The organism is Pseudomonas sp. PvP025, assembly GCF_017832155.1.
Classification (GTDB): Bacteria; Pseudomonadota; Gammaproteobacteria; order Pseudomonadales; family Pseudomonadaceae; genus Aquipseudomonas.
The window spans coordinates 583,604-597,077 of sequence record NZ_JAFIBJ010000001.1 but is presented as its reverse complement, the minus strand read 5'-3'; the positions used below and the strand labels follow the sequence as shown (position 1 = coordinate 597,077).

Below are 13,474 nucleotides of genomic sequence, written 5' to 3'. Positions count from 1 at the left end.
CTTAAACGTCATAACGCTGATTTCATCTGCGTGGTAGGCTCGCTGGTTTATAAACAGGCATTGATCGTGCATTAGACGATGGCCAGAACCAGGAAAGATCATGCCAAAAATTTCCCACTCAGCGCTTCGCTGCAATTTTCGTGAGTTGCTTGCCGCCCCCCAGTGCGTCGAAACAGCTTCTGTATTCGACCCGATGTCCGCACGCATTGCGGCCGACCTGGGTTTCGAGGTCGGCATCCTGGGCGGCTCGGTCGCCTCGTTGCAGGTGCTGGCGGCGCCCGATTTCGCGCTGATTACCCTCAGCGAGTTCGTCGAACAGGCCACGCGCATCGGTCGCGTCGCCCAACTGCCCTTTATCGCCGATGCCGATCACGGTTACGGCAATGCCCTGAACGTGATGCGCACCGTCGAAGAACTCGAACGCGCCGGCGTGGCCGCACTGACCATCGAAGACACCCTGCTGCCCGCGCAATTCGGGCGCAAATCCACCGATCTGATTTCCATCGACGAAGGCATCGGCAAGGTCAGGGCAGCCCTCGAGGCTCGGGTCGATCCCGCGCTGTCGATCATCGCGCGCACCAACGCCGGCGTGCTGCCCACCGAGGACGTGATCAAGCGCACCAGGGCCTACGAAAAGGCCGGTGCCGACGGCATCTGCATGGTCGGCGTCAAGGACTTCGAGCACCTGGAGCAGATCGCCGAGAACCTCAGCGTGCCGCTGATGCTGGTGACCTACGCCAACCCCAAGCTCAACGACGCAGCACGCCTGGCCAGCCTCGGTGTGCGCGTGGTGGTGGCCGGCCATGGCGCCTACTTTGCGGCCATCAAGGCCACCTACGACAGCCTGCGCGCGCAGCGCCAACTGACCCACCGCACCTCCAACCTCAGCGCCACCGAACTCACGCACACCTACACGTTGCCGGCCAGCTACATGGCGTGGGCCGAAGAGTTCATGGACGTCAAAGAGTAAGGCTGACGGCATGCTCCAGCACCACTTGCAACGGGTGGCGCAGGTGCTTGCCGGCTTGACGCTTGACCTGACTGCGGCAGGAATACCCGGTGGCCAGCGCCTCACCGGGCCGGTCCAGCTTGCCCGCCCATGACTGCTCGAAAATGGTCTTCGACGTGTGCTGATTGCGGGCCTCATGCCCGTAAGTGCCGGACATCCCGCAGCAGCCACTCGCCTCGCTGACCAGCGTGAGCCCCAATCGGGCAAACACGGCTTGCCACTGCGCGGTACTTGCCGGGGCGTTGGTCTTTTCGGTGCAGTGCGCCAGCAGCCGGAAGGTCTGCGAGCGGTGGGTCGCGCGCTCCGGCAGCGCGTCGACCAGCCATTCCTGAGGCAGCAGCACCGTCGGGCATTCGCCAATCCCCGGCACCTTGCGGTACTCCTGGCGATACACCAGCGTCATCGCCGGATCCAGCCCCACCAGCGGCACGCCGCAGTCGGCCAGCGCCTTGAGTTGCGTGGCATTGCGAATCGCCGCTTTCGCGAAGGCGCCGAGGAAGCCCTGCACATGCAAGGGTTTGCCATTGGCGCTATAGGGCGCCAGAAACACCCGATAGCCCAACTGATGAGCCAGTTGGATAAAGTGCGCCAGCAACGGTGTTTCGAAGTAACGGGTGAATGCATCCTGCACCAGCACCACGCTGCGCTCGCGTTGCGCAGGCGTCAGCTCGCGCAGGGTCGGCACGCTGGCAACCTTGACCTTGCACGCGTTGAGCGTGGCCTGCAGGTCGTGGCGGTGGATCAGCGGGCTGTCGAGCATGCCGACATGGCGCGCCAGCAGGCGACTCATCCAACCGGCGCCCATGACCGCGTTGTAAAGGCCCGGCGCGTAAGCCAGGTAGGGAATGCTGAACTCCAGCGAGCCGATCAGGTAGTCGCGCAACGGACGTTGATAGCGACCGTGATACAGCTCCAGGAACCGCGAGCGAAACTCCGGCACATTGACCTTGATCGGGCACTGGCCCGCGCAGGATTTACACGCCAGGCAGCCCGCCATGGCGTCATACACCTCATGGGAAAAGTCCGCCTTACCGCGCGAGCGCGCCAGGTTGTTGCGCAGCCTCGTCGGTAACCCGCCCAACCAGGCCAGTCGGCCACGGGCCACGGCCAGTACGTCGATATTGGCTGCGCCCTGCAGACGCAACCACTCGCGGATCAGCGACGCCCTGCCCTTGGGCGAATGCTGGCGTTCGCGGGTGGCCTTCCACGAGGGGCACATGGCGTCATCGGGGTCGTAGTTGTAGCAGGCGCCGTTGCCGTTGCAATGCATGGCGGTGCCGAAGCTCTGCCACACGCGTTCGTCGATGTGCCGATCGAGGTCGCCGCGCAGCGTCACTTCGTCAACCTTGAGCAACCCCTGGGCGGCATCTGGCGGCGTGCAGATCTTGCCAGGGTTGAGCTGGTTGTGCGGGTCAAAGGCGCCCTTGAGCGCTTGCAACGCCGGGTACAGTTCGCCGAAGAATGCAGGCACGTATTCGGAGCGCAAACCCTTGCCGTGCTCGCCCCACAGCAGCCCGCCGTAACGCTGGGTCAGGGCGGCCACGGCGTCGGAGATTGGTTTGACCAGGGCGGCCTGGGCCGGGTCTTTCATGTCCAGCGCCGGCCGTACGTGCAGCACGCCGGCGTCGACATGGCCGAACATGCCATAGGCCAGGCCATAGCTGTCGAGCAAGGCGCGAAACTCGGTGATGTAATCGGCCAGACGCTCCGGCGGCACGGCAGTGTCTTCGACAAAGGGCTGCGGGCGAATCTCACCGTCGACATTACCCAGTAGCCCCACCGAGCGTTTGCGCATGGCGTAGACGCGGGTCACCGCTTCGGCGCCTTCGGCCAGGGTGTGGCCCAGCCGTTCGAGGGTGGCGTCGCTCTGCAAGTGCGCGACAAAGGCCGCCACCCGTGCGTTGACCTGCGCCACATCGTCGCCGCTGAATTCCACCAGGTTGATGCCCAGCGTCGGGCGCACGGCCTCGGTGGGGAAATACTCGGCGACGCTGTGCCAGACAATGTCCTTCATAGCCAGCTGCAGCACCCTGGAATCCACGGTCTCGATGGACAGCGGCGCGTGCGCAAGCAAGGCGTTGGCGTCGCGCAGCGCGTCCATGAAGCTGGCGTAGCGCACATTGACCAACACCGAATAGCGCGGAATCGGCAGCACATTGAGCCGGGCCTCGACCACGTAGCCGAGCGAGCCTTCGGCGCCGCACAGCACACTGTTGAGGTTGAAACGCCCCTGCTCGTCACGCAGGTGCGCCAGGTCGTAACCGGTGAGGCAGCGATTGAGCGTGGGGAACACCAAGGCGATCAGTTCGGCCTGAGTATCATGGATCTGCCGCGCGGTACGGTACACCTCACCGATACGCCCGCCCTGCGCGCACGCCGCGTCAAGCTCGCTGTCGGACAGCGGCCGGCTATGCAGGTGCTCGCCGCCGAGCAACACACTGTGCAGTTCAAGGACATGGTCGCGGGTCTTGCCGTAGGTGCAACTGCCCTGGCCGCTGGCGTCGGTGTTGATCATGCCGCCCACGGTGGCGCGGTTGGAGGTCGACAGCTCCGGGGCGAAGAACAGCCCGTGGGGCTTGAGCGCGGCATTGAGCTGGTCCTTGACCACGCCTGCCTGCACCCGCACCCAGCGCTCGGCCACGTTGATCTCAAGAATCGCGTTCATGTGGCGCGACAGGTCGACCACGATGCCATCGGTCAGCGACTGGCCGTTGGTGCCAGTGCCACCGCCGCGCGGGGTCAGTTTGATCTGGCGAAAGCGCGGTTCGGCCATCAGGGTGGCGATGCGCGCAATATCGTCGGCGTCCAGGGGAAATACGGCCGCTTGGGGCAGGCGCTGATAGATCGAGTTATCGGTGGCCAACACGGTGCGGGTGGCGTAGTCGGCACTGAGCTGGCCGCGAAAGCCGCTGGCCTGCAAGACCTGCAGAAACTCCGGGTAATGCGGCGCAGGTGCAGCGGTAGGCAACGGGGCGATCATCGCGGGCAGGTCTCTGGTCACGGAAAGTCGAAATACTTGTCGCCTGGGCATTAATAGGTCAGCCTCAGGTCGTTGGTTTGGTCCATGATCCTGCAGGTTACGACGCACTACAAACGCATAATCCTGCCGCTATCGATGACTTTTACGAATGAATTACCGTCACCTCACCCCTTCGATGTCGCTGCTGCTGGCGTTTGAAGCCGCTGCGCGGCACGAAAGCTACACCCGCGCGGCCGTGGAGCTGTCCCTGACCCAGAGCGCCGTGAGCCGACAGGTTCAGGCACTGGAGCAGCAACTGGGCCTGACGCTGTTTCGCCGCGAAGGCCGGCACGTCCAGTTGACCGACGTGGGCAGGCTGTATCAGCGCGAGATGAGCCATGCGCTCGGCCTGATCCGCAGCGCCACGTTGCAGGCCCTGGCCTACCAATCGGGCAGCGGCACCCTGCGCCTGGCCACCTTGCCGACCTTTGGCTCAAAGTGGCTGTTGCCGCGCCTGCATGATTTTTACAAAAGCCACCCCGGCATGCTGGTGCACATCCATTCGCGGATCGACGCCATCGACTTCGAAACCAGCGGCATCGATGCCGCCATCGTCGTGGGCAGTGCCGATCTGCCAGGGCTGATCAGCCATCGGCTGCACATGGAAGAACTGCTGGTGATCATGTCGCCCGAAGCCGCCCTGGCCCATAAAGACTGGCAAGCGCAGCACCTGGCGCAGCAGATGCTGTTGAATGTGGCAAACAATGCCAGCGTCTGGGGCGAGTGGTTCAGCCATCACGGCCTGCCCCATCGCCTGATGCGCCTGGGGCCGAGCTTTGAGCTGACATCGCACCTGATCCAGGCCGTGCGCGCAGGCATCGGCATCGGCCTGGTGCCGCGTATCCTGGTGAGCGACGAACTGGCCAAGGGCGAATTGATCAGCCTGGGGCAGCCCTTCGCCAGTCAGCGCAGTTATTACCTGGTTTATCCGCCGCGCAATGAAAGGCTGCCTTCGTTGATTGCGTTTCGCACCTGGCTGTTGGAGCAACTGTGAGTGAGGCCGCAGCCCTTCAGGCATTTTTAAGCCAGCCCTGCAACTCCATGTGTCGTTAGCGGCTCCCGCCGATAATGTCGAAACGCGCTATGAACTGCGCAGCTCGGGGTTAATTGCCCGCGTGGATGAAACCACCAGGAGTGAAGTTAAGTGGCAGTCTGTAACGACCACTCCTTAAGTCGTCATCCCCCCGCAGTGGCACCGCCTCGACCCCCAAATACTCGACCCTCTGGGAGTGACTCAAACCACGCTCAATTTCGCCTGCTGGAGGAGGTATCAAGTTCGGTAAAACGGGAACTGATGTGATCCGCAAGCTCCCATTCTCGTAACCAATAATATAGTTGCCGAACGTTAGTGGCCCCAGCGGTGCAATAGAATAAGTTCCCGCTGCAACAGCGTTTTGGGCGGAGCCTGCATAGCGCAGGGGCAGACCAGCGAGTTCGTTTGCATCTTCGCCTGCCACGAATCCGGCATAACGGACGCCGTTACCTCCCGAATAGGGGCGACCGCTCCAAGGCACAACCTGGTCGTTCGCCGTTATCTTCAAGGTAGCCGGAAGTATTGAAGCGACGATGCTGCCATTACTCGGAGCGACAAATTGATAGTTGCCCGCATCGGCTCCGGTCAGGCTGCCGAAGACGCTGACGGCTTTGCCTTGACCGACGTTCTTATCGGCAAAAAGGCCGTTGGTGGTAACGCTCAAGTCATCACCCGCCACGACTGTGTTGCTGTCGAGACCGCCATGCACAGTGGCGATAGTCGTGCCGTCGTAGACCTTGTTGTCGGCGGTGAAGGCACCGCCAATCGTCCTTGGGGTGATGGCCGCGACAACATTACTCGGGGCAGTAAATTGATAGTTGCCTGCATCGGCTCCGGTCAGACTGCCGAGGACGCTGACGGCTTTGCCTTGACCGACGTTTTTATCGGCAAAAAGGCCGTTGGTGGTGACGCTCAAGTCATCACCCGCCACGACTGTGTTGCTGTCGAGACCGCCATGCACTGTGGCAGTGGTGGTGCCGTCGTAGACCTTGTTGTCGGCGGTGAAGGCACCGCCAATCGTCCTTGGGGTGATGGCCGCGACAACACTACTCGGGGCAGTAAATTGATAGTTGCCTGCATCGGCTCCGGTCAGGCTGCCGAAGACGCTGACGGCTTTGCCTTGACCGACGTTCTTGTCGGCAAAAAGGCCGTTGGTGGTGACGCTCAAGTCATCACCCGCCACGACTGTGTTGCTGTCGAGACCGCCATGCACTGTGGCAGTGGTGGTGCCGTCGTAGACCTTGTTGTCGGCGGTGAAGGCACCGCCAATCGTCCTTGGGGTGATGGCCGCGACAACATTACTCGGAGCGATAAATTGATAGTTGCCCGCATCGGCTCCGGTCAGGCTGCCGAAGACGCTGACGGCTTTGCCTTGACCGACGTTCTTATCGGCAAAAAGGCCGTTGGTGGTAACGCTCAAGTCATCACCCGCCACGACTGTGTTGCTGTCGAGACCGCCATGCACAGTGGCGCTAGTCGTGCCGTCGTAGACCTTGTTGTCAGCGGTGAAGGCACCGCCAATCGTCCTTGGCGTGATGGCCGCGACAACGCTGCCGTTACTCGGAGCGATAAATTGATAGTTGCCCGCATCGGCTCCGGTCAGACTGCCGAAGACGCTGACGGCTTTGCCTTGACCGACGTTTTTATCGGCAAAAAGGCCGTTGGTGGTGACGCTCAAGTCATCACCCGCCACGACTGTGTTGCTGTCGAGACCGCCATGCACTGTGGCAGTGGTGGTGCCGTCGTAGACCTTGTTGTCGGCGGTGAAGGCACCGCCAATCGTCCTTGGGGTGATGGCCGCGACAACATTACTCGGGGCAGTAAATTGATAGTTGCCCGCATCGGCTCCGGTCAGGCTGCCGAAGACGCTGACCGCTTTGCCTTGGCCGACGTTCTTGTCGGCAAAAAGACCGCTGGTGGTGACGCTCAAGTCATCACCCGCCACGACTGTGTTGCTGTCGAGACCGCCATGCACAGTGGCGCTAGTCGTGCCGTCGTAGACCTTGTTGTCGGCGGTGAATGCACCGCCAATCGTCCTTGGCGTGATGGCCGCGACAACATTACTCGGGGCAGTAAATTGATAGTTGCCCGCATCGGCTCCGGTCAGGCTGCCGAAGACGCTGACCGCCTTGCCTTGGCCGACGTTCTTGTCGGCAAAAAGACCGCTGGTGGTGACGTTCAAGTCATCACCCGCCACGACTGTGTTGCTGTCGAGACCGCCATGTACAGTGGCGCTAGTCGTGCCGTCGTAGACCTTGTTGTCGGCGGTGAATGCACCGCCAATCGTCCTTGGCGTGATGGCCGCGACAACATTACTCGGGGCAGTAAATTGATAGTTGTCTGCATCGGCTCCGGTCAGGCTGCCGAAGACGCTGACGGCTTTGCCTTGACCGACGTTCTTATCGGCAAAAAGGCCGTTGGTGGTAACGCTCAAGTCATCACCCGCCACGACTGTGTTGCTGTCGAGACCGCCATGCACTGTGGCAGTGGTGGTGCCGTCGTAGACCTTGTTGTCGGCGGTGAAGGCACCGCCAATCGTCCTTGGCGTGATGGCCGCGACAACATTACTCGGGGCAGTAAATTGATAGTTGCCCGCATCGGCTCCGGTCAGACTGCCGAAGACGCTGACGGCTTTGCCTTGACCGACGTTTTTGTCGGCAAAAAGACCGCTGGTGGTGACGTTCAAGTCATCACCCGCCACGACAGTGTTGCTGTCGAGACCGCCATGCACAGTGGCGCTAGTCGTGCCGTCGTAGACCTTATCGTCAGCGGTGAATGCACCGCCAATCGCGCGTTGGGAGATGGTGTATGTCCCCTGGACGTAACTGATGTCGTAGCCGAGCTGATCGGAGTAGAGGCCACTCATGCTCAGGGCGTAGGCGCCGGCATTACGGGCAGAGGTGCTAGCATAGATCGGCGTGCCCAGGACCTGGGCACTGCTAGCTGATAGCGTAAAGCCATTTCCACTTACCGTTGCAGTGCTCCCGTCGTAGACCCGGCCATTATCGTTCACCGTTGCATTCACTGGTTTGAGAAAGCTGCGCAGCAACGGCGTCGTCTGCCCCTCGTATAGGCGCCAAGCCCTCCCGGTCCCGCCCGTAGCATCGATGTCCCAGTTCTGGAAAGTGCTGAGCGTGGTCAGCTCGCTCCGGCTCTTACCGATGCCAAAGCTGTTGTAATTGCTCGCATTATTAATGCCCGCACCTGAGCTATCGGTGGTCGCGTAGAAGGAGTCGGTGATGGCATTGCCACTGTGCTGCCCGAGCAAACCGCCAACGAAGGTCCGATTACCCCGTAAGGCTGTTGCGCTGCCCAAGGCGTAACTTTGCTGCACTGTACCGATATTGCTTGCGACCAACCCGCCGGCATAGTTCGAATCGATACCGTCACTGGCGGACGCAGATCCCACGGCGTAACTTTGATAGAGGGTTCCCTGGACATTGGTACCGACTAAACCTCCCGCGAATGCAGACGTTTTGCCCTCGGACGCGATGACTGACGCCGTGGAGTAGCTGCCGCTGATAGTGCCCCCTTGCGCGGTACCGTTCACCGTTGTGGAGGTGTTATTGCCTACCAATCCTCCAGCGATATTTTGATCCGCGTTGGCGTCGCCAGTTGTAACGGAACCCGTGGAATAACTGCTGTCGATACTCCCCAAATTGCGCGCGGCGAGGCTACCAGCAAAATTATCATTGCCACCGGAAGCCGAGAAAAAACCGTCAGTAAGGCCCAAGTGGGTAACATGAGCCCCGCTTCCTAAAGTGCCAAACAGCCCGGCCTCAGCGTTGGTGCTTTGCGAGGAGGCATGGACCGAGACCTGAAGCTTATCGATCAGGTGACCGCCACCGTCCAAAGAGCCTGTGAAAGGTCGATCGAAGTTGCCGATAGGCACAAATCCACTGCAAGAGGAATCACAGTTCCAGTTCTGGGTACCTACAGCCTGGATATCATTGGCCAGTTTGAAGTGGCTGCTCAGGAACCCTTGCATCCCCTGCACACCATAAACGTCGGTGAGCAGGTAAGGGTTGCTTGAACTTCCATCCCCCCCGTTCGCGCGCAGGAAGGAGCCGCCATTCAAGCGAAAGTCATGGGCCTGAAATGTAGGTGGGTTTGCACTGTTTTGAGTCCAGGTTCCCCCCAGGAAGTTAAAGGTTCCCACATCAATCGCGGCGTTGACGTTAACGTTGCGCGCTATGCTCAGTGTCAGGCCGCCATTGACGGCGCTGATGGGCGCATTGATATTCAGGTCGCGCAACGTAAGCAGGCTCAGGGTAGTCGCGGCATTCCAGCTGATTGGCGCCTGGATATTCAGATCTCCAGGCTCGCTGCCTTGAGCGTCAGTTTGCAGAAGAATATTGGTGCTGGCCAGATTGGAGACGAGAGTGTCTGCACCAATGCCGCTGGTGGTTTGAGCTTGGCCACCCGCCGATACGGTGAAATCGGTGGGGTCGACAAGCCACTTGCCGGTCCGTCCCTTGGGCGCCTGAGTAGTGACTCGAGTCGCCGGTGCTATCTGTACCTGTGCACCACTCGTTTCGACGAAACCGCCGTTGCCACCGTTGATGGCGCTGGCATCCAGAGTGCCGGCCACCTCGGCACGCCCACCGTGCTCCAGATCGGCCAATAGCAGAATCTTGCCCTCGTGTTCCGCCACCGTGTGAGCCTGCAGCGTGCCAGTATTGCTCACCACTGCCGAGGCGAGCGCGTTGGCGCCCTGAGCATTGAGTACGATCTGCCCACCATCAGCGTAGATTGCACCGCCGTTACGGATGCTGGACTGCAACTCAGACGCACTGACGGCAATCTGCAGATGGCCGTCGGCACCCGCCGCGAAGCTGACTTCCTGACCGCCCGCGAGCACAACGTTGCCGTTATCGGCCGATATACTGCCGATGTTGCCGACGGTTCGCCCCAGCAGTGCTACGGTGCCATTTCTGGCGCTGATGTGACCTTGGTTGACAACCTCGCCCTTGCTCTGGTCTGTGAGCACGAATCGGTCCCGCCCGGCCAGGAAGTCCTCGTTGGCAATATCCAGCGTCGAGGCGACCAGACCTCCCGTGTTCACTTGGGCGCTGGGGCCGAAGAGTACGCCTGCGCCGTTGACCAGATACACCCTGCCATTAGCGGAAAGGCTGCCCTGAATCAGCGATTGACCACCGCCGCCCGTGACGCGATTAAGGGCTGTCGCATTCGCGCCTGGCTGGTTGAAGCGCACACTTGCGTTCTGACCTATGTCGAAGGATTGCCAGTCAAGGATGGCACGGTCGGAATGCTGCTCGACAACCAGCTGATTGCCCTGCTGATGAAGTGATGCCTGGCCGCCGACGACCTTCCCGCCCGTTGGTAGTGCGCCGGGCTCAAGCGCCACGCCAGGTGTGGACACCATCAACAGGCTTACCACCATCGCCAGGTGCACTGAATGAAACGCTGGTTTTCGATAGGGGACGTTAACCCTGAAAGTCCACCTCAACCACGCCGCAGGTTCGCAGTTCAGTGCACGTGACGCCGCAGGCCAGGGAGTTGCAAGGGGGGCTTGTCGTTTCATGGTTATGTCCCGCGCAAAAGTCTGAGCAGTTGTAAGTCAATGAACTTAGAAGCTTTGACTGGCGGTGAGCCAGACACGCGGTCCGGTCGAGCCACCATCCTGGTCTTGATCGCTGCGGGTACCACCGGGATTGTTGCCCAGCGGCACCGCGAATATCCCATTGATGGCGAAACCACGCGCATGGGTCCAGGCAAGACCGACGCCGCTGGCATAAAGGGGATAGGTGTTACGGCCGCTACCTGCAGTATCCCAGCCTCGCCAGGGAGTCTGATGTTGGCGTGTGACACCCGCATCAAAGAAGGCATAACCATCCAGGTTCGCAATACCCAGCATGGGTAGCAGGCTATGCAGTTCCAGTTGCATCAGGGCACCACTGTCGCCACTGCCCTCGTTGACCGGATACCCCCTCACGCCGTAGGGGCCACCCAGGCTGAACTGTTGCGACGAGGCAAGGTTATTGAAAGCGAGCTGACTGGCGAAGCGCCCTCTCAGATAGAGCGCCGGAGCCAGTACCTGATCGCGGCGAAGTTCGACCCCAAGCGCAGCGAAGCCGCCTTCAACGCCCGCGCTTTGGGCGTCCTGATCACGGTCCGCGGCAATCCGCAGCGCGGCGCGCCCGCCCTCCAGTGAGAGTCTTGCGGCGGTGACACCGCCACCGCCCCAACCATCCCTGGCGTCGCCGCGCAGTTCGAGCGTCGCCAGTTGAATATCTCGCCGGCGCAGGGTGACATCAAAGGCATCGTCTTCCAGACGCGCATGGCTGACGTCCAGCCCCACCGTGATATTGCGTTCTGTGCTGCGCAACAATGGATAGCTCAGGCCCGCATACAGGGTGCGACTCTGGCCGCGTGCGTCCAAATCGGCAAACTCTTTACCCAGTTGGTAATGCAATTGACCATAGCCGACGCTGGCGCGCAGGCCGTCATAACCCACAGGCGCGCTGTAGGAAACGCTCTCATAATCGAGTCGCTCACTAAGAATCCCACTGATCTGCAATTGATCACCGAAGCCACTGGGATTGTCGAGCCTGACGGTGCCGAAGCCCTGCCCTCGCCCGGTGAAACGGTTGCCAAAGTTGTTGGCGCCGACAAGCCCCGCGAATAAAGGCGTGTCGCTGATCTGCAACGCCAGATCACTGGTGCCCGGCGCCTGACCTGGGCGCAGCGTACCTTCAGCCCGAACTCCAGGTAGATCGTTGGCCAGCAATAGCCCGCGCTCAAGTTGTGACAGAGAGTACGGTTCATCAGCATTGAGATCTCGGCCGGCTAGAGTGGATACGAAATCTCTGCGGACACGACCTGTACCGGGTGCAACTTGCAGACGTCCAAAACGCCCTTCAACGATGTTGATGCGCAGCGTACCGTCGCTGACATCCTGCGTAGGCAATTGCACTCTTACAAACCATCCGCGCTCGCGGTAGTAACCTACCAGTTGTTGTGCGGCAGTCTGCACTTCACCCAACGTCAAAGGACGATTAAGGTAAGGGTCGAGTTGAGATGCAAGCTCGTTAACCGGTATCAGTTTGGCGCCGACAATATCGACACGCCGAATAACAACCTTGGGCCCGCGGTGATCAGCGCCTGAAATGGGCGCCGGTGCGGCTGGCGACGGTGCAACGACCGGCCTCTGCAGGTTCTGGTCTATCTGGCGCTGAAGCTGGCCCGCGTCCGGCGCAACCTGGGCTTGAGCCGCTGAAGCACAGAAAAAAGCGGCGCCTATGACCAGACGTGTTATTGGACGTTCACCACATGAGCACGTCGTTCGCATTGTTAATGTCCGGTTGAAAACACGTAACACACGAGCATTTAATCTAGATTATTTTCATATTTTATCCAGGCAGCTTTTATGAATTTTTCATTAGCGGTCGTTTTGGCTCCTGGCAATTGGAATGTAGCTCGCTCCTTTGTCCAACACGTGCTTGTCCAACACGTGCTGACGAACAACGTCAGAAATCACGCAAGCAAAAAAGGCATCAACATGAACAGTCCGACAATCAATCCTGGCGCCTCGCAAACCAAGCTGGCTGACATGATCAATCAAACTTTTACTAATAAGAAGAGAGTGTTCGGCCTGAAACCTGAGCAACTCTTCCACTGTCATTGCGGAATCAAAAACCGATAACTCAATAAAGTCACACGCAACAGACTGCCGCCCATCATGCACTTCAGGCGGCCCGCCATTGGCTCAACTACCACTCACTTCCCCCCCTCCACCTTCCCTTCCTGCATCTGCACCGACGACTTGCTTCCATCGGTATTGCCTTTGGTGGTGTTGTCGGCATTGTCAAAGCACCCGTGCAGCAGGAACACGCTGCACAGGCTCAGGCACATCGAGAGTCTTTTCATGATCATCTCCAGGCGAATTCAAACACGGGCCGTCAGCCCTTGTTTTATCTGGCCCGGACACACCTGTGCCTGTTCAACAAATAGTCTGCCTGGCTGACAGGCGGTCAAGGCACCGTCGGCAAAAAATCTGAATCATTCACCCAGGCGGCCCTCTGTGTTTTAACTGGAATAAAGAACGAGGACGCTGGCTTGAGCGATGTGGATTGGGTGCAATGGCCTGCCATGGCCGTCACCATAATGGCGGCATGGCTGATCGGGTCGCAGCGCCCGGCAAGGCGGATGGCAGGATTTTTCTGTTTTATCTTGAGCAATATTCTGTGGGTCATCTGGGGCGTGCATGCCCATGCGTACGCGCTGATCGTGCTGCAGATATGCCTGTGCCTGATGAACCTGCGCGGCTTCAGAAAGAACGTGCAAAATCGCTGATCAAGATCATCCGCATTGCGCTGCGCGCGCACGTTCTTTGTGAAGCCCCGCGCGGGCTTGCACAAAAAGCCTGCTCGCCAAAGAGGCCGGGGGTCGC

8 protein-coding genes are annotated in these 13,474 nt (G+C 60.2%); 4 read left to right on the top strand and 4 right to left on the bottom strand.

Translation table 11 applies throughout. The features are described from left to right. Nucleotides 1-100 precede the first annotated feature (100 nt). Nucleotides 101-970 (top strand): oxaloacetate decarboxylase, encoded by an 870-nt coding sequence (locus JOE32_RS02535; RefSeq protein ID WP_209981131.1) that lies wholly within the window; start codon nucleotides 101-103, stop codon nucleotides 968-970. Here the strand turns inward: JOE32_RS02535 and JOE32_RS02530 are convergent. Beyond that, nucleotides 960-3,989, bottom strand: a complete 3,030-nt coding sequence (locus tag JOE32_RS02530) for an FAD-binding and (Fe-S)-binding domain-containing protein (protein ID WP_209990269.1) — start codon at nucleotides 3,987-3,989, stop codon at nucleotides 960-962. The genes JOE32_RS02535 and JOE32_RS02530 overlap by 11 nt on opposite strands. A 148-nt stretch (nucleotides 3,990-4,137) precedes the next feature. On the opposite strand from JOE32_RS02530, the gene JOE32_RS02525 reads away from it, so the two are divergent. Continuing rightward, on the top strand, nucleotides 4,138-5,022 hold the full coding sequence (locus JOE32_RS02525) for a LysR substrate-binding domain-containing protein (RefSeq protein WP_209981128.1): 885 nt from the start codon (nucleotides 4,138-4,140) through the stop codon (nucleotides 5,020-5,022). Nucleotides 5,023-5,131: 109 nt separating this feature from the next. Here the strand turns inward: JOE32_RS02525 and JOE32_RS02520 are convergent, their stop codons facing one another. After that, nucleotides 5,132-10,606: a YDG domain-containing protein gene (locus tag JOE32_RS02520; RefSeq protein ID WP_209981126.1), complete on the bottom strand. Its 5,475-nt coding sequence runs from the start codon at nucleotides 10,604-10,606 to the stop codon at nucleotides 5,132-5,134. A gap of 45 nt (nucleotides 10,607-10,651) precedes the next feature. Further along, nucleotides 10,652-12,373, bottom strand: a complete 1,722-nt coding sequence (locus JOE32_RS02515) for a ShlB/FhaC/HecB family hemolysin secretion/activation protein (RefSeq protein WP_209981124.1) — start codon at nucleotides 12,371-12,373, stop codon at nucleotides 10,652-10,654. Nucleotides 12,374-12,451: 78 nt separating this feature from the next. On the opposite strand from JOE32_RS02515, the gene JOE32_RS02510 reads away from it, so the two are divergent. Further along, complete coding sequence (locus tag JOE32_RS02510; protein ID WP_209981122.1) at nucleotides 12,452-12,727, top strand: hypothetical protein; 276 nt, start codon at nucleotides 12,452-12,454, stop codon at nucleotides 12,725-12,727. A 74-nt stretch (nucleotides 12,728-12,801) separates the two neighbouring features. Here JOE32_RS02510 and JOE32_RS02505 read toward each other — a convergent pair whose 3' ends face one another. Continuing rightward, nucleotides 12,802-12,951, bottom strand: coding sequence for a hypothetical protein (locus tag JOE32_RS02505; RefSeq protein ID WP_209981120.1), 150 nt, complete (start codon nucleotides 12,949-12,951; stop codon nucleotides 12,802-12,804). 189 nt (nucleotides 12,952-13,140) lie between these two features. Between JOE32_RS02505 and JOE32_RS02500 the strand changes: the two genes are divergently transcribed. Then, nucleotides 13,141-13,377 carry a hypothetical protein gene (locus tag JOE32_RS02500; RefSeq protein ID WP_245228931.1) on the top strand — a complete coding sequence of 79 codons (237 nt, stop codon included), beginning with the start codon at nucleotides 13,141-13,143 and terminating at the stop codon, nucleotides 13,375-13,377. Nucleotides 13,378-13,474 lie beyond the last annotated feature (97 nt).